Origin of the sequence: Rhodococcus daqingensis (assembly GCF_042665615.1) — a bacterium.
Taxonomy (GTDB): domain Bacteria; phylum Actinomycetota; class Actinomycetes; order Mycobacteriales; family Mycobacteriaceae; genus Rhodococcus_G; species Rhodococcus_G daqingensis.
Genome location: NZ_JBHTCS010000009.1, coordinates 50,873 through 72,175, shown reverse-complemented (window position 1 = coordinate 72,175; position 21,303 = coordinate 50,873). Strand labels below are relative to the sequence as shown.

21 protein-coding genes are annotated in these 21,303 nt (G+C 70.2%); 8 read left to right on the top strand and 13 right to left on the bottom strand.

The window, feature by feature from the left end; all coding sequences use genetic code 11:
- Positions 1 to 33 precede the first annotated feature (33 nt).
- The 4 genes from ispG (at position 34) to ACFQS9_RS04765 (ending at position 5,175) form a co-directional block, all read left to right on the top strand.
- A complete protein-coding gene (gene ispG / locus ACFQS9_RS04780) occupies positions 34 to 1,194 on the top strand; it encodes a flavodoxin-dependent (E)-4-hydroxy-3-methylbut-2-enyl-diphosphate synthase (RefSeq protein WP_378402114.1) in 1,161 nt (386 codons plus the stop codon).
- Between the two features lie 66 nt (positions 1,195 to 1,260).
- Positions 1,261 to 2,097, top strand: coding sequence for a GNAT family N-acetyltransferase (locus tag ACFQS9_RS04775; protein ID WP_378402112.1), 837 nt, complete (start codon positions 1,261 to 1,263; stop codon positions 2,095 to 2,097).
- Positions 2,098 to 2,237: 140 nt separating this feature from the next.
- The gene (locus ACFQS9_RS04770; protein WP_378402110.1) at positions 2,238 to 4,040 is read left to right on the top strand and encodes a penicillin-binding transpeptidase domain-containing protein; all 1,803 of its coding nucleotides are present in this window, start codon (positions 2,238 to 2,240) and stop codon (positions 4,038 to 4,040) included.
- Positions 4,041 to 4,203: 163 nt separating this feature from the next.
- A complete protein-coding gene (locus ACFQS9_RS04765) occupies positions 4,204 to 5,175 on the top strand; it encodes an aldo/keto reductase (protein WP_378402109.1) in 972 nt (323 codons plus the stop codon).
- Between the two features lie 13 nt (positions 5,176 to 5,188).
- Here ACFQS9_RS04765 and ACFQS9_RS04760 read toward each other — a convergent pair whose 3' ends face one another.
- From ACFQS9_RS04760 to ACFQS9_RS04745, 4 genes are all read right to left on the bottom strand, one after another.
- Entirely contained in the window at positions 5,189 to 5,965 is a 777-nt protein-coding gene (locus ACFQS9_RS04760) for a transporter (protein WP_378402107.1), read from the bottom strand.
- 86 nt (positions 5,966 to 6,051) lie between these two features.
- The gene (locus ACFQS9_RS04755; protein ID WP_378402105.1) at positions 6,052 to 7,473 is read right to left on the bottom strand and encodes an APC family permease; all 1,422 of its coding nucleotides are present in this window, start codon (positions 7,471 to 7,473) and stop codon (positions 6,052 to 6,054) included.
- Positions 7,474 to 7,610: 137 nt separating this feature from the next.
- Positions 7,611 to 8,273, bottom strand: a complete 663-nt coding sequence (locus ACFQS9_RS04750) for a response regulator (protein ID WP_378402103.1) — start codon at positions 8,271 to 8,273, stop codon at positions 7,611 to 7,613.
- The gene (locus tag ACFQS9_RS04745) at positions 8,270 to 9,376 is read right to left on the bottom strand and encodes a sensor histidine kinase (RefSeq protein ID WP_378402101.1); all 1,107 of its coding nucleotides are present in this window, start codon (positions 9,374 to 9,376) and stop codon (positions 8,270 to 8,272) included. Before ACFQS9_RS04745 ends, ACFQS9_RS04750 begins: the two co-directional genes overlap by 4 nt.
- Before the next feature lie 217 nt (positions 9,377 to 9,593).
- On the opposite strand from ACFQS9_RS04745, the gene ACFQS9_RS04740 reads away from it, so the two are divergent.
- Positions 9,594 to 10,022 (top strand): DUF6223 family protein, encoded by a 429-nt coding sequence (locus ACFQS9_RS04740; RefSeq protein WP_378402099.1) that lies wholly within the window; start codon positions 9,594 to 9,596, stop codon positions 10,020 to 10,022.
- On the opposite strand, the gene ACFQS9_RS04735 is transcribed toward ACFQS9_RS04740, so the two are convergent.
- Positions 10,019 to 10,885: a helix-turn-helix transcriptional regulator gene (locus ACFQS9_RS04735; protein WP_378402097.1), complete on the bottom strand. Its 867-nt coding sequence runs from the start codon at positions 10,883 to 10,885 to the stop codon at positions 10,019 to 10,021. The two genes, ACFQS9_RS04740 and ACFQS9_RS04735, sit on opposite strands and share 4 nt — an antisense overlap.
- Positions 10,886 to 10,988: 103 nt before the next feature.
- On the opposite strand from ACFQS9_RS04735, the gene ACFQS9_RS04730 reads away from it, so the two are divergent.
- A complete protein-coding gene (locus tag ACFQS9_RS04730) occupies positions 10,989 to 12,617 on the top strand; it encodes an AMP-binding protein (RefSeq protein ID WP_378402095.1) in 1,629 nt (542 codons plus the stop codon).
- 69 nt (positions 12,618 to 12,686) lie between these two features.
- Here ACFQS9_RS04730 and ACFQS9_RS04725 read toward each other — a convergent pair whose 3' ends face one another.
- The 6 genes from ACFQS9_RS04725 to ACFQS9_RS04700 all read right to left on the bottom strand — a co-directional run bounded on the left by ACFQS9_RS04725 (position 12,687) and on the right by ACFQS9_RS04700 (position 18,528).
- Positions 12,687 to 13,472, bottom strand: coding sequence for an ABC transporter permease subunit (locus ACFQS9_RS04725; protein ID WP_378402093.1), 786 nt, complete (start codon positions 13,470 to 13,472; stop codon positions 12,687 to 12,689).
- Positions 13,447 to 14,352, bottom strand: a complete 906-nt coding sequence (locus ACFQS9_RS04720) for a 2-aminoethylphosphonate ABC transporter permease subunit (RefSeq protein ID WP_378402092.1) — start codon at positions 14,350 to 14,352, stop codon at positions 13,447 to 13,449. The genes ACFQS9_RS04725 and ACFQS9_RS04720 overlap by 26 nt, the downstream gene beginning before the upstream one ends.
- Entirely contained in the window at positions 14,349 to 15,554 is a 1,206-nt protein-coding gene (locus ACFQS9_RS04715; RefSeq protein WP_378402090.1) for an ABC transporter ATP-binding protein, read from the bottom strand. Before ACFQS9_RS04715 ends, ACFQS9_RS04720 begins: the two co-directional genes overlap by 4 nt.
- Position 15,555: 1 nt before the next feature.
- On the bottom strand, positions 15,556 to 16,608 hold the full coding sequence (locus tag ACFQS9_RS04710; protein WP_378402088.1) for a 2-aminoethylphosphonate ABC transporter substrate-binding protein: 1,053 nt from the start codon (positions 16,606 to 16,608) through the stop codon (positions 15,556 to 15,558).
- 75 nt (positions 16,609 to 16,683) lie between these two features.
- Complete coding sequence (locus tag ACFQS9_RS04705) at positions 16,684 to 17,367, bottom strand: phosphonatase-like hydrolase (RefSeq protein ID WP_378402086.1); 684 nt, start codon at positions 17,365 to 17,367, stop codon at positions 16,684 to 16,686.
- A gap of 33 nt (positions 17,368 to 17,400) precedes the next feature.
- Positions 17,401 to 18,528 carry a TIGR03364 family FAD-dependent oxidoreductase gene (locus ACFQS9_RS04700; RefSeq protein ID WP_378402084.1) on the bottom strand — a complete coding sequence of 376 codons (1,128 nt, stop codon included), beginning with the start codon at positions 18,526 to 18,528 and terminating at the stop codon, positions 17,401 to 17,403.
- A gap of 157 nt (positions 18,529 to 18,685) precedes the next feature.
- Between ACFQS9_RS04700 and ACFQS9_RS04695 the strand changes: the two genes are divergently transcribed.
- Positions 18,686 to 19,387 (top strand): GntR family transcriptional regulator, encoded by a 702-nt coding sequence (locus ACFQS9_RS04695; protein ID WP_378402082.1) that lies wholly within the window; start codon positions 18,686 to 18,688, stop codon positions 19,385 to 19,387.
- Positions 19,388 to 19,402: 15 nt separating this feature from the next.
- On the opposite strand, the gene ACFQS9_RS04690 is transcribed toward ACFQS9_RS04695, so the two are convergent.
- Together ACFQS9_RS04690 and ACFQS9_RS04685 are read right to left on the bottom strand one after the other, a co-directional pair.
- On the bottom strand, positions 19,403 to 20,521 hold the full coding sequence (locus ACFQS9_RS04690) for a carboxylate-amine ligase (RefSeq protein ID WP_378402081.1): 1,119 nt from the start codon (positions 20,519 to 20,521) through the stop codon (positions 19,403 to 19,405).
- A 139-nt stretch (positions 20,522 to 20,660) separates the two neighbouring features.
- Positions 20,661 to 20,807: a hypothetical protein gene (locus ACFQS9_RS04685; RefSeq protein WP_378402079.1), complete on the bottom strand. Its 147-nt coding sequence runs from the start codon at positions 20,805 to 20,807 to the stop codon at positions 20,661 to 20,663.
- A 246-nt stretch (positions 20,808 to 21,053) separates the two neighbouring features.
- On the opposite strand from ACFQS9_RS04685, the gene ACFQS9_RS04680 reads away from it, so the two are divergent.
- Entirely contained in the window at positions 21,054 to 21,242 is a 189-nt protein-coding gene (locus ACFQS9_RS04680; protein ID WP_378402077.1) for a ChaB family protein, read from the top strand.
- The last annotated feature ends 61 nt before the right edge of the window (positions 21,243 to 21,303 follow it).

The following is a 21,303-nucleotide window of genomic DNA, read 5'->3' as shown; positions in this document are numbered from 1 at the left end:
ACTTGTCCTGACGCTACGAAAGAAGGCATCCACGTGACCAGCCCCGTCGGATTGGGCATGCCCGAAGGCCCGGCCGCCGTCCTCGCGCCGCGCCGCAAGACCCGACAGCTCCAGGTCGGATCCGTCGGGGTCGGCAGCGACTTCCCGGTGTCGGTGCAGTCGATGTGCACCACCAAGACGCACGACGTCAACGCCACACTGCAGCAGATCGCGGAGCTCACCGCCTCCGGCTGCGACATCGTGCGCGTGGCCTGCCCCCGGCAGGAGGACGCCGACGCGCTGGCGACGATCGCGAAGAAGAGCCAGATCCCGGTCATCGCGGACATCCACTTCCAGCCGCGGTACATCTTCGCCGCCATCGACGCCGGCTGCGCGGCGGTCCGGGTGAACCCGGGCAACATCAAGGAGTTCGACGGCCGGGTGGCCGAGGTGGCCAAGGCCGCGGGGGCGGCGGGCATCCCGATCCGGATCGGCGTCAACGCCGGTTCGCTGGACCCGCGCCTGATGCAGAAGTACGGCAAGGCCACCCCGGAGGCGCTCGTGGAGTCGGCGCTGTGGGAGGCGAGCCTGTTCGAGGAGCACGGTTTCGGCGACATCAAGATCTCGGTCAAGCACAACGACCCGGTGATCATGGTGGAGGCGTACCGCCAGCTCGCCGCGCAGTGCGACTACCCACTGCACCTCGGGGTGACGGAGGCGGGCCCGGCGTTCCAGGGCACCATCAAGTCCGCGGTCGCGTTCGGCGCGCTGCTGTCGGAGGGGATCGGCGACACCATCCGCGTCTCGCTGTCCGCACCGCCTGCCGAGGAGATCAAGGTCGGCACCCAGATCCTGCAGTCGCTGAACCTGCGGCCACGCAAGCTGGAGATCGTGTCCTGCCCGTCCTGCGGTCGCGCCCAGGTGGACGTGTACACCCTCGCCGAGCAGGTGACGGCAGGCCTCGAGGGCATGGAGATCCCGCTGCGTGTCGCCGTGATGGGCTGCGTGGTCAACGGTCCCGGTGAGGCGCGCGAGGCCGACCTCGGGGTCGCGTCCGGGAACGGCAAGGGTCAGATCTTCGTCAAGGGCAAGGTCATCAAGACGGTGCCCGAGGCGATGATCGTGGAGACGCTGATCGAGGAGGCCATGCGGATCGCGGAGGAGATCGGTGAGGGCGATTCCGCCTCCGGTTCTCCGGTCGTTACCGTCAGCTGACGCTCGCACGTATCGTGGGATCACCAGACCATCCGAATCCCGACGACCCGACCCGGGGGTGACTCGGTGCTCAAGCTGCTCGGCGCGAGGCAACTCGGCGCGCGCGACAGGGTGCACGTACTGCGCGTGCTGGACGCCGACCCGATCGCCTCGTGCATGGTCGCCGCACGGATTCAGGACCTGGGGATCGATCCTCGAGCGATCAACGGTGAACTCTGGAGCCGGGGCGGCCCCGCCGAGTCGCTGTGTTTCTCGGGGGCGAACCTGGTGCCCCTGCGCGGCGACCTCGACGACCTCCGGGCGTTCGCGGACCGGGCGTGCCGCGGTCCACGGATGTGTTCGTCGGTGGTCGGACGCGCCGAGTTGGCGTTGCCGCTGTGGGAGATGCTCGAGACCGACTGGGGCCCGGCCCGTGAGGTCCGCGCCGAGCAGCCGCTGCTGGCGCTGTCGGCGCCGCCCGTCGTCACGCCGGACCCCTACGTGCGGCCGGTCCGGATGGAGCAGCTCGAGCCCTATCTCAAGGCCGCGATCGCGATGTTCATCGAGGAGGTCGGCGTCGACCCGCGCTCCAACGACGGCGGCCGCGGCTACCGACGGCGCGTCGCCGGCCTGATCGCCGCGGGCCGGGCGTGGGCGAGGTTCGACGGCGACGAGGTGACCTTCAAGGCGGAGGTCGGCTCGATGTCGGCGCAGGTCGGCCAGATCCAGGGCGTGTGGGTGCATCCGCGGTACCGGGGCCACGGCCTCGGCGCGGCCGGGACGGCGTCGGTGGCGGCGGCGGTGGTGGCCTCCGGCCGCACCGCGAGCCTCTACGTGAACAGCTTCAACCATCAGGCGAGGCGGACCTACCAGCGCATCGGGTTCACCCAGGTCGGCACCTTCTCGACGGTCCTGCTCGACTAGCGCCGCCGGCGCCCGTGCGCGACGGGAGTGGAGCCCGCGGAACGACCCGGGGATTCGGTCACCCCGATTGGGGCACCGATCACGCACTGCCGAGGGTGCCTCCCCGGTCGACGGGCCCCGCCGACCTACGATGGCAGGCGATGATCTCCACCGCCGCACCCCGCATCCTCTCTTCGCTCGTCGTCACGGGCGCCCTCGTCCTCGGCGTCGTCGCGTGCACCCCGAAGCCGGACGGCCCGGAACCGGCGGCGCAGGAGTTCCTCGACGCGCTGGCCGACCGGGACACCGAGCGGGCCGCCGCGCTCTCCGACCGGCCGGCGGACGCCCAGCCCGCGATCGACGCCGCGTGGGAGGGGCTGCAGGCCGAATCCCTCACCGCGACGACCGGATCGGTCCGGTTGGACGGCGACACCGCGACCGTCGGCTACACCTACGAATGGCATCTGCCGAAGGATCGGGTGTGGACCTACACCGGAGACCTGCAGATGGGTCGGCGGAACGGGGAGTGGGCGGTCCGCTGGAGCGCCTCCGACCTGCACCCGAAGCTCGGCGACACCCAGACGATGACGCTCCGCGCGACCCCGGCCCCGCGGGCCCGGGTGAACGAGCGGGCCGGCTCCGACGTCCTCGTGCCCGGGACCATCGAGCGGATCAAGTTCAACGCCAAGGACTCCGGCAACGTGACGGCGGTCGCGACCGCGCTGGCGACGACGCTCGCGCCGTTCGACCGAACCCTCACTCCGCAGTCGATCGTGGAGTCGGCGACCGCGGTCAGCGGGGACTACCTGGTCGCCAGCCTGCGGCAGGAGGACTACGACACGGTGGCCGCGACGCTGAGCGGTCTGTCCGGCGTCACGGTCTCGGAGGAGGCGGACCTGGTCTCCACCGATCGCGACTTCGCCCCCGACCTGATCGGACAGGTGAAGAAGCGGGTGATCGACGAGGTCGACGGCAAGGCCGGCTGGAGCGTCGTGACCGTCAACAAGAACGGCGTCGACATCGACGTGCTCACCGAGACCAAACCCCAACCCGCACCGTCCTTCTCGGTCAGCCTTGACCGTCCCATCCAGGTGGCCGCGCAGAACGCCGTCAACGCGCGGGTCGAGCAGGCGATGATGGTGGTGCTGCAGCCGTCCACCGGCGCGATCCTCGCGGTCGCGCAGAACAAGGCGGCCGACAAGGACGGTCCGGTGGCGACCACCGGCCTGTACCCGCCCGGTTCCACGTTCAAGATCATCACCGCGGGCGCGGCCATCGACAACGGTCTCGCCCAACCCGGTACTCCCGTCGGCTGCCCGGGACGGATCGTCATCGGGGAGCGGTCGGTGCCGAACTACAACGAGTTCGCGTTGGGCACGGTGTCGATGAGCACCGCGTTCGCGCGTTCGTGCAACACCACCTTCGCGAAGCTCGCCAGCGAGATGAAGCCCGACGCGTTGACGGTGGCGGCCGCGCGCTACGGGATCGGGCCCGACTACGACGTACCCGGTCTGCCAACCGATTCCGGATCCGTTCCACCCGCGCCCGAGCTGGTGCAACGCACCGAGGACGGTTTCGGGCAGGGCAAGGTCGTCGTCAGCACCTTCGGAATGGCGCTGGCGGCGGCGACGATCGCGAACGGGTCGACGCCGGTGCCGACGCTGATCTCGGGGGAGGAGACCACGATCGAGGGCGCCCACCCGCCGATCAGCCCGGAGATGGTCGAGGGCCTGCGCGGGATGATGCGCGACGTGATCGCCAGTGGTACCGCAACCCGGATCGCCGACCAGGGCGAGGTGTACGGCAAGACCGGTGAGGCCGAGGTCGACGGCGGCTCGCACGCCTGGTTCGTGGGATACCGCGGCGACATCGCGTTCGCGACACTGGTGGTCAGGGGCGGCAGCTCCGACAACGCGGTGGCCGTCACCCGGGACATGTTCGCGGCGTTGCCCGAGGGGTACTGAGGCGGAGCTGCTCAACGCGTGGTTACAACGATCGTTGTAATTGTGTGGCAGGATGGCGTCACGACGACGTACGAACCGGCGGGCACGCGCGTCCGTGGTGGGAATCCGGCCCGCTTCGGGTCCGCGGTGAACGCGCCCGCTTCGATCGCCTGAAGGAGGATCCGTGCGATACCGATTGCTCGGCCGGACCGGGCTCCGAGTCTCCGAACTGTTCCTCGGGACAATGGGTTTCGGTGGACAGGGCGCGCAGCCCGATGCGTGCCGCCGCATTCTCGACCGGTACGACGACGCGGGTGGCAACGTCGTCGACACCGCGATCAACTACCGCGATGGCGAGAGCGAGAGCATCCTCGGCGGGCTCCTCGGCTCCCGCCGGGACCGTTTCGTCCTCGCGACGAAGTACTCCGCTTCTCGCGACGGCAGCGACCCGAACGCGGCCGGCAACCATCGGAAGAACCTGATGTCGTCCCTGGAAACCAGCCTGCGACGGCTGCGCACCGACCGCATCGACCTGTACTGGGTCCACCTATGGGATCCGCACACGCCGGTGGAGGAGACGATGCGGGCGCTCGACGATGCCGTGCGTGCCGGAAAGATCCAGTATGTCGGCATCTCCGACGCGCCGGCCTGGGTTGTCGCGCAGGCGAATACGCTCGCTCAGTGGCAGGGCTGGACGCAGTTCGCCGGCCTGCAGGTGCCGTACAACGTGCTCAGCCGGGACATCGAACGCGAGTTGCTGCCGATGGCGGAGGCGTTCGGGATGACGGTTGCGACCTGGGCCCCGCTCGCCCACGGAGCGCTGGCGGGCAGGGCCGGATCCGAACCCGCCGATGCCCGCACGCGGAAAGCGGTGCGCGCGCTGCGCGAGGTCGCCGACGAACTCGGCGCCACGCCCGCGCAGGTGGCGATCGCCTGGACCAGGGCTCGGTCGCGGGCGGTCCACCCGATCCTCGGGGCGCGAACCGTGGCGCAGCTCGAGGACAACCTGGGAGCACTCGCGGTCTCGTTGCCGGACAACGCGATCGAGCGGCTCGATGCGACGGGGGAGTTCACCCTCGGGTTCCCCGGCGACTTCCTCGCGGGTGCGGGCGCGATGGCCTTCGGAGAGGTCTCCACTCGGGTCGACGGCAGGTGACGCTCCGGCGCCGTCAGCCGCTCACGTACACCCTGCACTCGGTGACGTTGAGGGTCTTGCGGTCCAGGTAGGCGAACAGCACGGCGTGTGCGCCGTCCACGGTGCCGGACGCGGTGACGGCGTCACCGGCGGCGATCACCTTGGTCAGATCGGTGATCGCGTTGCCGCCGAGCATCTTCAGAGCGTGAGCGTCGCCGCGCTGCGCCGAATCGACCAGACGCCGGACCGCCGCCTTGCCCTTCTCGCCCACGCTCAGGGCGGCCTTGCCGAAGGCGACCGAGCCGCCGAGACCCTGCAGTCGCAGCATCCGCGCGCTCATCGACGCGGCGACCGCCAGCCGCCCGGGGCTCACACCGGCGACCTGTGCGAACATCGGCGTCACCTCCCAGTGTGCGGCGATTCGGCGGATCCGGGGCTCGCCGTCGTCGAGGGTGGCCTCGTAGAGCAGGTGCATCGGCGCCCGCGCCACCACGCTCGCGGAGAGCCGGGTCTCGATGGTCACGTCGCGGACCACGTGCAGGCCGTCGACGATGTCCTCGCGTTCGATGTCGAAGCTGATGTCGTTGGGCGCGATGAAGGTGTCCCAGAACCGGGCCAGCGGGTCGCCGCCGCGCTTGCCGGACCGCCGGTCGTACAGGCCGCCGAGCACCGGCCGGCCGCCGACGGGGTCCTCGATGATGTGCTGCCGTGCGAAGAGACCGAGCCAGGCGGCCTTGTCGTGCACGGCCACGGCGCTGGGGGAGGACCGCGCCAGGGCCAGCAGGTCGTCGGCGGTCGGCTTGGCGGACATGGCACCCCTGGGATTCGGCGTCGGACGGTCGATCCGGAGTATGCCAGGAAAGGTAGAACTTGTTCTAGATCCGGCCTGGCGTTGTGTCAGTTCATCGGTCCGGGCGGGACGCCGTCCTCGCCGAGGAACTCGGGCCGCAGTTCGGCCTTCACGCCCAGTTTCTTGTTGATCAGGTAATTGACGAACCACAGCACCACGCCGATCGCCAGCAGCACGCTCGCGATCGCGTACTGGTCTGGGTTGCGGTCCGTGAAGGGGGTGGCAAGGAAGGCGCAGCTGATCGCACCGACCACCGGCAGCACCGTCGGCGCCCGGAAGTGCTTGTGGTCCACCGTGTCCTTGCGCAGCACCAGGACGGCGACGTTGACGACGGTGAAGACCACGAGGAGTAGCAGCGCCGTCGTCCCGCCGAGTTGCGGCACCTCGCCGACGACCGTGATCAGGCCCAGTGCGAGGAGCGTGGTGAACCCGATCGCGACGTACGGGGTGCGGCGGGTGCGGTGCACCCGGCCGAGCTGTGGCGGCAGCACGTGCTGCCGGCTCATGCCGTAGAGCAGCCGGCTGGCCATGAGCATGTTGATGAGAGCGGTGTTGGCGACCGCGAACATGGTGATGAACGCGAAGATTCCGATCGGGAAACCCGGGGCGCCGGCCTCGACCACCTGGAGCAGCGGGGTGTCGCCCTCGCCGAGCTTGTCCGGGGGCACCAGGGCGATCGCGGTGATCGACACGAGCACGTAGATCAGGCCGGTGAAGAGGAGGCCGATCAGCAGAACCTTGGGGAAGATCCGGCTCGGCTCCTTGCATTCTTCGGCCATGTTCACCGAGTCCTCGAATCCGACCATCGCGAAGAAGGCGAGGGTGGTCGCGGCTATCACGCCGCCGAGCGCCGTCCGATCACCGGTGTCGAACTCGGTGGCACGCGAGAAGTCGCCCTCTCCGATACCCAGGGCCCACATGCCGATGCAGATGATGATGAGCAGACCGGACAGCTCTACGCAGGTGAGCAGCACGTTCACCTTGACCGATTCGCCGACCCCGCGGAAGTTGATCGCGGCCACGACGAGCATGAACGCGATGCCGAGCAGGGTGATCCCGATCCCCGTGGACAGGTCCAGGTCGAAGGCCTCGGCGAAGTTCGCGGCGAATGCCCGCGAGGCGGTCGATGCCGAGGTGATGCCCGAGCACATCACCGCGAACGTCACCATGAAGGTGAAGAACTGGATGCCGAACGCCTTGTGCGTGTACAGCGCGGCGCCCGCGGCCTGCGGGTACTTGGTGACCAGTTCGAGGTAGCTGAACGCGGTGATCAGCGCGACCACGAAGGCGACCAGGAAGGGCAGCCACACCACGCCGCCGACATCGTTGGCCACCTGCCCGGTCAGGGCGTAGATGCCGGTGCCGAGGATGTCGCCGACGATGAACAGCAGCAGCAGCCACGGGCCCATCACCCGCTTGAGGGTCGGTTCGTCCTTCGATTCGCTCAGGGCTCCCGGTGGATTAGTCATTGCCCGCCCCCTCGTGAGTTGCTCCGATGACCGACCGCCGCCACTCGATGATCTGATGCTGCCACAGTTGGGACGGCGATCAGCGGCGAAACGGGTGGTCGCGGAGGTCGGGCAGGCATGGATTCGAACCGTGGACGTCAGGAACTGCGCGGGGCGACCAGACCGGATTCGTAGGCGAGAACCACGAGTTGGGCGCGGTCGCGGGCGTGGAGCTTGGTCATGGCTCGGTTGATGTGGGTTTTGGCGGTCAGCGGGCTGATCACCATGTGGCCGGCGATCTGGTCGTTGGACAGGCCCTGTGCGACCAGGGCGACGGCCTCGCGTTCGCGGTTGGTCAGTTCTTTCAGCCCCGTACCGGTAGCGGTGTTGAGCGGCTGGGTGACGTACCGGTCGATCAGGCGGCGGGTGATCGACGGTGCGAGCAGGGCGTCGCCGCGCGCGGCGACGCGTACGGAGTGGAGGAAGTCTTCCGGCTCGATGTCCTTGACGAGGAATCCGGCCGCGCCCGCGCGCAGCGCGTTGAAGACGTATTCGTCCAGGCCGTAGTTGGTCAGGATGACGACGTGCACCCCGGCCAGGGTCGGGTCCGCGGCGATGCGCCGGGTGGCCTCGATGCCGTCGATCACCGGCATCTGAATGTCGATGAGCGCGATGTCGGGCAGGTGTTCCCTGGCCAGCGCCAGGCCCTCGCCACCGTCGGCGGCCTCCGCCACCACCTCGATGTCGTCCTCGAGGTCAAGGAGCGCGCGGAATCCGCTACGAATGAGTGGCTGGTCGTCGACCAGCAGGACACGGATCATGACGTTCGGTCCACGGGAAGATCCGCTCGCACAGAGAAGCCGCCCTCGCTGCGTGGTGCCGCCAGCAGGAGACCTCCGAGGGCGGTGACTCGTTCGCGCATCCCGAGCAGCCCGACCCCGGGCACAAGCGCGGTGTCCGGGGTGGCCTTGCCGTCGTCATCGACCTGAATGACCAGGGCGTCGGGACGGTACTCGATCCGGACCGATGCCGTCGCGGCGGCGGCGTGCCGGGCGATGTTGGTCAGCGACTCCTGAACGATCCGGTAGCCCGTCCGGTCCACGGCGGCCGGCACGTGCTGGCGTTGTCCTTCGATCGTCAGCGTGGCGTCCAGGCCGGTCGTCCGGGCCCGCTCCACCAGATTCGGGACGTGGGCGAGTCCTTGCGGCGGACTCTTGCCGTCGTCGCGCAGCGCCTCCAGGGTCGCGCGTAGTTCCCGGGCGGCCTCGCGCCCGGCCTCCCGAATCGCAAGCAGGGCCTCCGGTACCTTTTCGCCCCGCTTGCGGGCCACGTGGACGGCGGCTTCGGACTGCACCTTGATGATCGAGATCTGGTGGGTGAGCGAATCGTGCAGCTCCCGTGCGATGTGCAGCCGCTCCTCGTCGGCGCTGCGCCGCGCGGTCTCCTCCCGGGTGCGTTCGGCCTCGTCCGCCCGACCCTCGGCCTGCCGCAGCGCTTCCCCCGCCGCGCCGGCCGCGATCAACCACGCGATCTCGAGGGCGTCTCGGGCCTGCGCGAAGGCTTCGCCCGTGTCGTGCAGGGAGACCAGGGCCGCGAGCGGGAGCGCGGCCAGCAGGGTCACCGACGCCGCCACCGTGATCATGCGGTGTCCCGCCCGCACGGCGGCGTACACCGCGAACAGGAACGCGACGGCAGGCACGTCGAAACCGACGGCCTGGTAACCCAGCGCGCACAACCCGGTCACGGCCAGCACGGTGACCGGCGCCCGGCGGCGCGCGGCCAGTGCCAGACCGCCGATTGTCAACAACGCGTAGCCGATCGGGTCGAGATCAGTCGGGGCGTGTTGCCTGGACAGCCCGGCGACCAGCAGGATCGCCGCCACTCCCACGGCGATCGCCCAGTCTCCGATCCGTCCCCTGCTCATGCCTGCACCCTAGCCGGACGTTCGCGCGGGCAAATCCTGCAAATGGATGATCGGCCGCCTACCGCACACGCGGTACCTTCGCCGGCTCCTGCAGCGTCCGCAGCAGCCGGCTACGGCATAGGAGGCAGCGCGAATTGCCTACGTGCGCACGATGATCGGCGGTGTGTCCGACGCGCATGATCGGGCGACGTCCAGTCCTACGATGAAGGAGCACCTCATGTCCGTCCGAAACCTGCTTGCCGTCGCGGCGGCCGCCCTGCTCGGCGGTGTCGCGTTTGCCGCACCGGCGGTCGCGCACGCCTCGGTCCAGCCGGTCGCCGCCAGTTACGGCATGACCTCCGGGCGACTCGGGCCCACCCTGGCCGCGCTGGTGGGGCTGATCGGCGTGGTCATCGGTGGGCTGGCGCTGGCCCGCTCCGCCGGTCGTCTCGGCACCGGCGGCGGGGGAAGAGGGGCCATGGCGGCCCTGGTGGTGGGGCTGATCAGCGTGGTCATCGGTGGGGTTTTCGCGGCCACCGCCGACGGTGGCCCCGGTACCGGCAACGGGATCGTCGGGGCGCTCGCGGCCGTGTTGTTCGGGCTGATCGGCACGGCCCTCGGTGGGCTCGCGCTGTCCCGGTCCCGCCGCGCTGGGCTGGCCGACTAGGGAAGTAGGCCGAGTTTTCTGGCGGTGACCACGGCCTCGTGCCGGGAGTGCGCGTCGAGCTTGCCCATCGCGGCACGCAGGTAGCTCTTCACCGTCTCCGGCTGGAGCGAGAGCCGATGGGCCACTTCGTTGTTGGTGCAGCCGAGGGCGATGTGGGCGAGCACATCCAATTCCCGCGGGGACAGGGCGACCGGGTTGTCGACGGGATCGGCCTCGTCGTTGACCAGCGCGGCCAGCTTCTCGGACACCGCGCGCAGCCGCCCCCGGAGCGGTCCCTCGGGTACCGACTGCGCGAGCCCGCGCAGCTCGGCGTGGGCGTCCCGGATGCCCTCGGCCACCGCGCCGCTCGCATTGCCGCGGTTGCTCTCGAGCACCCCGAGCATCTGCAGGCGCCGGTCCACCTCGTCGCGGATCGCGATCTCGGTGGCGAGCCGGCGGCCGGCCTGGACCAGGATCTCGGCGGTGTTGTCGCCGATCGGCGTCGATTCCCGCACCGCCGCGTAGAGGACCGCACGCGAGGCGCCGTCGACCAGGACGGGGACCGCGAGCACCGAGCGGATGCCCTCGCCGAGGACCGGCCGGTCGTAGTGATGCGTGATCGACATCGCGCTGCCGTAGTCGGGCACCGAGGCCGGGTGACGTTGCAGGACCACCCGCCCGCCCAGTCCCGAGTTCGGCGGGATGACCAGGCCCTTGAGCCCATTGGTCCGGGTCCCGAAGAACTCGGTCAGGTGCAGCGTGCCCTCGGCGACCTCACCTCCGAACAGCACGGGCACGTTCGCCCGTCCCGAGACCGCGCGCAGCTCGGCGCGCAGGGCGTCGCCGTCTCGTGGCCGCAGCAGGGGTGGGGTGCGGGAGAGCATTCGGTTACCCCTTTCCGGGGGTGGTGCGCGGTCTTTGTGAGCTAGATCATAGGGCCATGGAGAAGTCCGGCGCGTGCCGGACCGCTGTTGAAGGAGTCAAACCATGGGCACCGATGCCACCTCGCGGGTGCGCGAGCTGCTGGAGCAGTACGACACGCCGGAGGCCTGCGCCGCTGACCTGCTGTGCGACCGGCATCCCGACACCGATGTCGCGTTCACGGTGATCGAGGGCGATCTCACCTCGCGTGACCTGAGCTACGGCGAGCTGCGGGCGGAATCGACCAAGTTCGCGGCCGCGCTGGCGGAGCTCGGCGTCGAGCCGGGCGACTGTGTGGCCACGCTGATGGGCAAGTCCGCGGAGCTGGTCGTCGCGCTGCTCGGAATCTGGCGACGCGGCGCGGTGCACGTGCCGCTGTTCACCGCGTTCGCGTCCCCGGCCATCGCGTTCCGGCTCGGCTCGAGCGGGGCCAAGTTCGTCGTGTCCGATCAGAACCAGCTCGCCAAGCTCGCGCCCGGCGAGGACATCCCGGCTGACGCACCCTGGCGGGTCATCGTCGCCGCGGGGGAGCCCGAGTCCGACGACCAGCTGCGCTTCGCGGACCTGCTGGCCGCGCACACCGCCGGGGACCCGGAGGGCGCCGCGGTCGCGGTCGGCGGCAACGGCCCGATGGTGCAGCTGTTCACCAGCGGCACCACCGGGACCCCGAAGGGCGTGCCGGTGCCGGTGCGCGCGCTCGCCTCGTTCCACGCCTATCAGGAGTTCGGCCTCGACGTCCGCCGCGACGACGTGTTCTGGAACGCCGCCGATCCCGGCTGGGCCTACGGGCTGTACTACGCGCTGCTGGGCCCGCTGGCGGCGGGCACCCGCAGCCTGCTGCTGCACTCGGGCTTCTCCGCGCCGCTCACCTGGCAGATCATCGAGAAGTTCGGCGTCACCAATTTCGCGGCCGCGCCGACCGTCTACCGCAGCCTGCGCGCCGACACCAGCCCTGTGCCGCAGGGGCTGGCGCTGCGCCGCGCGTCCTCGGCGGGCGAACCGCTGACCCCGGACGTCGTGGCCTGGTCCCAGAGCACCCTCGGGGTCGAGGTGCGCGATCACTACGGGCAGACCGAGCACGGCATGTTCATCGTCAACGCGTGGGCGGACGGCCTGCGTGAGGGCGTGCGGCCCGGCTCGATGGGTCGGCCGCTGCCGGGCTGGAACTGCGCCGTGCTCCTCGACGACGCGGACGAGGTCGCGCCGGCAGGAACCCAGGGTCGCGTCGCCATCGACACGCTGGGCAGCCCACTGATGTGGTTCACCGGTTACGTCGACGCACCCGAGAAGACCGCCCAGCGGTTCACCGCGGACGGCCGCTGGTACATCACCGGCGACGCGGGCAAGACCGACGAGGACGGCCACTTCTTCTTCTCCTCGCGCGACGACGACGTCATCATCATGGCCGGCTACCGGATCGGGCCCTTCGACGTGGAGAGCGTCCTGGTCATGCACGAGCAGGTGATCGAGGCGGCCGTCGTCGGCATGCCCGACGAGCTGCGCGGCGAGGTGCTCGAGGCCTTCGTGGTGCTCCGCGACGGCATCGAGGGCACCGATGAGCTCGAGGCCGAGCTGCAGACGCTGGTCAAGAAGAAGTTCGCCGCGCACGCCTACCCGCGGACCGTGCACTTCGTGCCGTCGCTGCCGAAGACCCCCAGCGGCAAGGTGCAGCGCTACATCCTGCGCCAGGGATAGGCGGCTGCGCCGCCCGTGCGCGGTTGACGAGTCCCTGGACTCGTCAACCGCGCACAGGCGCGTCAGCGCCTATCGCCTGCGGATGCGGCCGACGATCAGCAGGGCGACGAGCGTGACCGCCAGCAGCAGGGTGGTGTCGGCTGCGGCGAGGAACACCTGGCCGCGATCGGTGAGCCCGAAGATGGTCACCGGCAGCGTCTTCCAGGTGGCCGGGTACACCATGATGGTCGCGCCGAGCTCACCCATCGACAGCGCGATCGCCAGGCCCGCGGCCGCGCCGAGCGCGGGCAGCAGCAGCGGCAGCGTGATCCGCAGCAGCACCCGCGTGGGTCCGGCGCCGAGCGACTCGGCCGCCTGGCGGTAGGCCGGGTCGAGCCGGTCCAGCGCCGCCGAGACGGCACTGAACGCGAAGGCCAGGACCAGCACGGTGTGCGCGAGGATGACGATCCACTTGGTCCCGCCGAGCAGCAGCGGCTCGGAGTTGAACGCGATCAGCAGGCCGAGGCCGATTGCGACCGACGGCACGGCGATCGGCAAATGGAACACGGCGTCGGTGCTCCTGCGCAGCCAGGCGGGTGCCTCCCGGGCGGCGAGTGCCGCCCAGGTGCCCACGAACAGCGCCAGCGCGCCCGCGATGAACGCGGTCTGCAGGCTCACCGTGAGGCTCGCCAGGTTCTCATCGGACAACGCTGCGGAGAGGTTCTCCGCACCGAGGTCCGACGGCAGCGGCCCGGTCCAGGCCCCCGCGAGGGCCGCGGCGACCACGGTGGCGATCGGCGCGACGAAGACCACGCCCACCACGACGGCGAAGACGGCCAGGGTCAAGGCCCTAGCGCGGGTGGTCCACAGCAGCACGGCCGCCTCCCAACAGTCGGTTGAACAGGAATCGGTAGCCGCAGTACAGCGACAGCGACAGCGCCACCTGGACGCTCGCGATCACCGCGGCGCCCGGCAGGTCGAAGGTGACGATGCCGCGGGTGTAGATCAGCACCGGCAGCGTCACGACATCCTTGGCCCCGGTGAACAGCACGATGCCGAACTCGTTGAGCGTCAACAGCAGTACCAGCGAGCCGCCCGCCATCAGTGCGGGCCAGGCCTCTGGCATCACGACCGTCCTCAGCACCCGCATGGGGGAGGCACCGAGGCTCGCCGCGACATCGAGCTGTTCGCGCGGCATCTGGGTGAACGCGGCCAGCAGGGGCCGCACCACGAACGGGGTGAAGAAGGTGATCTCGGCGGCGATCACGCCGAGCGGGGTGTTCAGGAAGTTCAGCGGCCCGCGGTCGGCGCCGGCGAGCCGGGCGATGAGGGCGTTGACCGCACCCGCGGTGCCGTACAGGAACGTAAACGCCAGCGTGATGAGGAACGAGGGCAGCGACAGGATGGTGTCGATCAGCCGGCCGACCACCTTCGACCCGGGGAAGGGCACGAAGGCGAGCACCAGCGCGAGGAAGGTGCCCAGTACCAGGCAGCCCAGCGTGGAGGCGACCGCGATTTCGATGGTGCGCCACAACGCGTTTCGGAACTGCGCGGACGTGAGTGCCTCCGTCCAGGTGGACAGCCCCCTGCCCTCGTCGGTGACGGTGGACTCGGCCAGCACGCGGGCCATCGGGTAGACCGCGAAGCCGAGCACGAGCAGCAGCGGCGGCAGCGCCCAGGCCACCGACCGCCACCGGCTCGGCTCGGGCCGGACCGGAGGGGGGTCGAGGTGTACCCGGTCGAGGACGGCGGTCATGACGCCGACCCCGGCGCGGGGACGAGCACCGCGCCCTGGTCCGGGAAGCGAACGCCCACCGCGGTTCCGGCCGGCCGCTCGTCGTGTCCGGTCACGTCCACCTCGAGCAGCGCGTCGGGCAGGGCGGCGAGCGCGACGGTGTGCCTGGTGGTGGAGCCGCGCCACACGCTGGCGGTGACCCGTCCCGGGAGCGCGCCGCGTTCGGTGGGCGAGGTGAGGGAGATCGCGTGCGGGCGCAGGCAGAGCAGGGCTCCGGCGTCGGACTCCCACTCGGTCGGGCTGATGTCCGGCCGTGGGGCGTGCGCGGTGACCGGTGTGCCGCCGACCGACACCAGGGCCGAGGTGCCGATCACCCGGGTCACGGTGCAGGGCAGCAGGTTCGCGCCGCCGAGGAAGGCCGCGGTGAAACTGCTCGGCGGCCGCTTCCAGAGGTTCTCCGCGGTGTCGATGTCGACGAGCCGGGCGTCGCGCATCACGGCGATCCGGTCGGCCAGCGCCAGGGCCTCGCTCTGGTCGTGCGTCACATAGAGCATCGCGGTGTCCGGCAGGGCCGCCCGCAGCTGCTGCAGCTCGGCCAGCATGCTCTGCCGGAGTTGAGCGTCGAGCGCGGCCAGCGGCTCGTCGAGCAGCAGCACCCTCGGACGGATGGCCAGCGCGCGGGCGATGGCGACCCGCTGCTGCTGCCCACCGGACAATTCGCGGGGCAGCCGTTTGCCGTAGGCGGACATGCCCACCATCTCCAGCGCCTCGGCGACCCGCGTGCCGATCTCCGCGCGGGGCACCCGGTGCGAGCGCAGGCCGAACGCGACGTTCTCCGAGACCCGCATGTGTGGGAACAGCGCGTACGACTGCACGACCACGCCGATGCCGCGCCTGGCAGGGGGCAGGTCGGTGACGTCCCTGCCTGCCAGCCGGACCGAGCCCGAGACCGGCCGGGTGAAGCCGGCCAGAGCCTTGAGCGCGGTGGACTTGCCGGACCCGCTGGGCCCCAGGAGAGCCACCGTCTCCCCCGGGGACACCCGTAGGTTGAAATCGATCAACGCCCGGGTGGCGTTCTTGCCCCGCCCGTAGGCCACGTTGACGCGGTCGAAGGTGATGGCGGGGGCGGAGTAGTCGGTGGCCCCGAGGATGCCGGATTCGGCGGTTCTCGTGGGAGCCGATCCGATTCTCGGCCAGGCCTGCTCGGTGTTGATCTTCCTCATGTCAGTTCCCGGTGGCCTTCTGGTAGGCGGCGACGTCGGCGTCGAGCTCGGTGATGACGGTGTTCCAGTTCGGGGTCCAGACGGTGACGCCGTTCAGCAGGCCCGCCGGGGTGGACTTGTCATTGACATCGACGGTCGCGGCCTCGCGCACGTCCTTGCGGACCGAGACGCCGAGCGCGTCGGAGCCGACCGTCTTCTGTGCCTGCTCCGAGAGCAGGTACTCCATCAGCTTCTTGGCCTGCTCGGACTGCGGCGCGCCCTTGGCCAGTCCCATCACGTAGGGCAGCGCCACGGTGGTGCGGGCGCCGTTCGCCTCGGCCGGGAAGAAGATGTTGAACTTCGAGCCGTCGTCCGCGATGGATGCGAGGTTCATCTGCACGTCGCCGTTCGCGACGAGCAGCTCGCCGTTGCTGACCTTCGGCTGCAGCTTGCCGGTGGAGGAGGACGGCCCGACGTTGTTGGCCTGCAACTTGTTCAGGTACTCGAGTGCGCCCTCCTTGCCCTTGAGATGCTGGAGCAGAAGCAGCACCGCGGTGCCGTCGCCCGCCTGGCCGGGGGTGGAGTACTGCAGCTTGCCCTTGAACTGCTCGCCGAGGAGGTCGTCCCAGGTCGCGGGGGCCGGGTTCGCGCCCGGGTTGGCGATGAAGTTGAGGTAGTTGTTGACGACCGGGACGTACTTGCCCGCCGGGTCCTTCTCCTCGGTGGGGACCGCGGAGGTGTCGATCCCGCTGGGCTGGAGCAGGCCCTGCGCGTCGGCCTTCTGGATGAACGGCGGCAGCGTGACGACGATGTCGGCCTGCGGGTTGGACTGCTCCTTCTCGACGCGGGAGACCACCTCGCCGGAGCCGGCCTCGACCAGGTTGACGGCGACGCCGGTCTCCTTGGTGAACTCGTCGAACCTGGCCTTGTACCAGGTGCTCAGGCCGTCGGCGCTGTAGACGGTGACGGTCTCGGTGTCGGAGCTCGCGGCGGTGCCGGTGCCACCGCAGGCGGTGGTCAGCGTGAGCAGGGTCGCGGCCAGGGCGGCTGCGGCCAGGCTGGGGCGGATGCGCATGACGGATTCCTAACTGTGGGTGAGGGATTCTTCGTGTGCTGAGCGGTGGAGCGGTGGTGCCGTGAACCGGAAGTGCTAGGAATTCAGGAGGAGCTGGGCGAACTCGCGCACCGAGGGCACGACGTGGGTGGCGCCCGCCGCGCGGAGCTGGACCTCGTCGTGGGCGCCGGTGAGGGTGCCCGCGACGATCGACGCGCCCGAGCGCAGCCCGCTGGTGACGTCGTTGGACGTGTCCCCGAGCACGGCAACGCCTTTCACGTCATCGACCTCCAGGCGCAGCAGCGCGGTGAGGATCAGGTCCGGGTAGGGCCGACCGCGACCGGCCTCGGCGGGGGAGAGGGTGAGGTCCGCGATGGTCTGCCAGCCGAGCGCGGCGAGCAGCTTGTCCTGGGTGCCGCGACTGAACCCCGTGGTCAGTGCGACCTTGATCCCGGCCTCGCGCAGCGCGGTGATCGACTCCGCCGCGCCGGGGATCGGCTCGGCATTGCCCTCCTCGATCAGCCGGTCGTAGGCGGACTCGAAGGCGGCGTTGGCGACCTGGGCGCGGTCCTCGTCGCCGAACAGGGCGCGGAAGACGACGATCTTGGACTGGCCCATGGTGCCCTGGACGTACCGGCGCGCGTTGTCGGCCTCGGCGCCCTCCGGGGGCAGGCCCGCGGCGTCGGCAGCCGCGGCGAAGGCCCGCAGCACCAGCCCGTCGTCGGAGACGGTGGTGCCCGCCATGTCGAGCACGGCGAGGGCGATGGGGGTGACGGTCACGATTTCTCCTGGGGCGTTGGATGTATCGGTGATTCAGAGGCCGAGCTGATCGGCGGTCTGTTCGGCGAGGGCGGGGCCGAGGGTCATGCCGCGGCCGCCGGGGCCGGCCACCACCCAGACGTTGTCCGCGGGGCTGCCGCGGTGCACGAGCTCGCCGGGATCCAGGCACTGGCTGTAGACGCCGGCCCAGCGCTTGACGATCGGGGGCAACGTGCGGCCGAGGAGTTCCTCGACCACCCCGGTCAGGTGCTCGTACGGTTCCTCGTCGACATCGAAGTCGAACGGCTCGTCGTACTCGTGGGTGTCGCCGATGGTCAGGCCGCCGTGCAGGCGCTGCACGGCGAGCAGCTGCATCCGGTGCCGCTCGGCGGTGGGGGCCTGGGGCTGAGCAACTCTCAGGTTCTCGAGGGCGGCGCCCGCGAAGCCCGGGTAGTACCGCAGGCTGTCGCCGTCGGCGATGGCCGTGGTCAGCTCCTCGCCGAGCGGGGCGGTCTGCATCATCTGCAGCCGGACCCGGCGCAGCGGCAGCTCCCCGGCCAGGTCCCTGGCCAGACCGCCGAGGGTTGCGCCGGGGCAGATGACGGCCAGGTCGGCGTCGAAGGTGCGGCCGTGGTCGTCGCGGATGTGCACGCCCGCCCCGTCGGAGGTCACCTCGCGGGCCTCGGTGCCGGCGTGGAAGGTGTAGCGGCCGCTCGCCTCGAGGTGGCGGCGGATCGCGGGCAGGGCCACGCGGGACTCGACCGCGCCGTCGCGGACGCAGTGCAGGCCCGCGAGGAACTTGCCCCGCAGGGCGGGGTTGACGGCGAGCACCTGCTCCGGGTCGAGCAGCGCGAAGCCGCGGGCCTCGGCGTCGGGCCGGGTCATGGCCTCCTCGGCGACCGCGACCTCTTCCGGGGTGCGCAGCAGCGTCATCGAGCCGGCCGGGCGGAACCCGATGGCCGGGACCCGGGCGGCGAGGTCCTCCCACAGTTCGCGCGAACGCAGCGCGGCGTCGAGCTCGTGCTCCGCGCGGCCGGAGACCCACACCAGGCCGAAGTTGCGCACGGTCGCGCCGCGCGCCTCGCTCTCGCGCTCGAGCTGGACCACCTCGTGTCCCCGGCGGATCGCCTCGTCGGCGTGCGCGGTGCCGAGGATGCCTCCGCCCACAATCAGAATTCGCATGGCGAGGAGCATGCATTTTGGTCTAGACCAAGGAGTGATGGCGAGGAGAACGCCGGGTGAACAATTGGTATAGACCAATCTGGGGTACGCTGACCTGCATGAACGACGAGAGGTATCTGGTCGCCCGACGGGTGCGTGCCGAGATGGGGGTGTCGCGATGACCGAGACCGCCCCGAAGTACTACCGGGTGCGTACGGAGCTCGCGGCCATCATCGACGGCCTCGACGAGGGCGATCCCGTGCCCGCGGAGCGTGACCTCGCGGTGCGCTTCGAGGTGTCCAGGGAGACGGTTCGCCAAGCCGTGCACGAACTCCTGGTGGAGGGCAGGATCCAGCGTCGCGGCCGCGGCACCGTGGTGGCCAGCCCGAAACTCACCCAGCCGCTCTCGCTCTGTTCGTACACCGAGGGTGCGGTCAGTCAGGGCCGGGTGCCCGGCCGGGAGTTGGTCACTTTCGAGGACGAGCGCGCCGATGCCGAGCTCGCCGCGGACCTCGGGCTGTCCGTGGGGGCCACCGTGATCCACCTGGAACGGGTGCTGCTCGCGGACGGACTGAAGATCGGGCTCGAGAGCACGTACCTGCCGGCCCGCCGATTCGCCTCGATGGCGCGGTCGTTCGACCCGGGCACCTCGCTCTACGCCGCCATCCGCGCCACCGGGGTGGCGTTCGACGCGGCCACCGAACGGATCGAGACGGTGCTGGCATCGCCTCGCGAGGCCACCCTGCTCGACTCGACGACCGCGATGCCGATGCTGTTGCTGAACCGGATCTCTCTGGACGCCGACGGCGTTCCGATCGAGCGGGTCCGCTCGCTCTACCGCGGCGATCGGGTCGCGTTCCTCGCCACCTTGCGGGAGTGAGTGCCTGCTGCGCGACTACGCCGGTAGGGGCTGGCAGTTCTCGAGGGTGCGCTGTGTCGCCGACCGCACCACCTCGCCGATGCTGTGGCTGTTCGCGAACGTGTTTCGCTGCCAGATCGCGCCATTGCCCTGTGCGAGTTCACGTTTGAGTGCCGCCTCGACACGGCGGAACTCCCCGAGCTCGTCGAGCGCATCGCGCACATGGTCGAGCAGGAGCTCGACTCGGCGCGCGCACGGGACGGACTCGGACGTCCGCGGGTCGAGGCCCTGACCGGACAGGCCGTCCCTGGCGGCCATCCAGTTGGCGATCCTGAGCGTCTCCAGTCCGATGTCGGGCGGGTGGTCGCCCCGGTCGACGGCCGATACCGCCGTCATGACCAGGGCTCGCACCAGGGTTGCGATCAGCACTGTCTGGTCCACCGTCGGCATCACGTCGCTGACCCGGACCTCGACGGTGGGCAGGTGGGAGGAGGGGCGGATGTCCCAATAGACCATGCGCTCGTCCAGCAGGCAGTCGCAGTCGACCAGCATGGCGACCAGGTTGTCGTACGCGTCGGCCGAGTCGAAGAACGGTGGCGGTCCGGAGACCGGCCATCTGGACCACAGGATCGTCCGCCAGCTCGCGAAACCGCTGTCGACACCCCGGTGCAGCGGCGAGTTGGCGCTCAGCGCCAGCAGCGTCGGGAGCCAGGGCCGAGCGTGGTTGCAGACCTGGACCCGGGTCTCGCGGTCGGGAACGTCGACGTGCACGTGGCAGCCGCAGATGCCCTGTTCCAGGGCGAGGGTGCCGAACCGCCTCGCCATTGCGTGATAGCGGTCGCAATCGCTCACCGGCATCCGGGCGGGACCCGCGGGGAGGGTGCCGGTCGCGAGGAGCCTGCTGCCGTGCCGGGCCGCCGCGGTGGCCGCGATCGTGCGGGCCTCGAGCAGGTGGGTGCGCAGTCCGCCGCTGTCCCAGCACACCGGGGAATTGGTCTCGACCTGGCACTGGGAGAGCTCGAGCTGGAGCGGTACCCCGAGCTCGGTCGCGGTCGAGACCACCGCCGAGTTCCGCATCTGCGGGAGCCCCGTTTCTGGATCGACCAGCAGGAATTCCTCTTCCACACCCACCGACGGGCACGTGGGGTGGCTCATGCGGGGGATCGCCCCACTCCGGGCATCGACATCAACTCGGATCCGTGGAATCGGAAGGTCCTGACTTCAGCTCAATTCAAGCACTCGGCGCAGACCGCGGAAAGGGTCGCCGGAGCGCCATCGCCATCGGACCCGACGCCTACGAGACGCGTGCCGGGCGCGCTGCCGAGTCCGCGCAGCGGCAGCCGAGGGGCACGTCGCCGCAGTCCAGGGCCAGTGGGTGTCGCATCGGGGCCAGGTCGACGCACTCCTCGTCGGTGCACTCGGCCGGGTCGGTCCGATGCACGATCAGGGTTCCGTGACAGTGATCGAGAGTGTCGGTACACGCGGCGCAGGCCATGGGTGGTACCTCCGTGTCGGGGTGATCGGCATCCTGCCCCCGTTGGTACCACCTGGCGCCGACAGCGCGGGGATTCCCCGTGGCGTGTCAGTCGACCGGAGAAATCGGACCTGGCGCTTTCGCGGAGGTGCCGTGGGGCGGACAATCGAGGGGCAAGAATTGACGGCCTCGACCGACGGAGGAGGGGCAACGGTGAACCGGACCGAGCTCCCACAGACAGTGCGGCGATCGTCCAAGGAGGCGCAAGCGGTCTTCGCGGCGGCACGTGACACGGCCATCAAACGGTATGGGGAGGGCGAGGACGCACTGCGCGCGGCGTACGGCGAGCTCAAACACGATTTCGAGTTGGAGGTCGATCACTGGGTGCCCAAACAGGGTTGACTTCGGCGCACCACGGGTCGGCGTCGCGGTAGGCCGGCGACGCGGTGCGTCTGATCGTGTG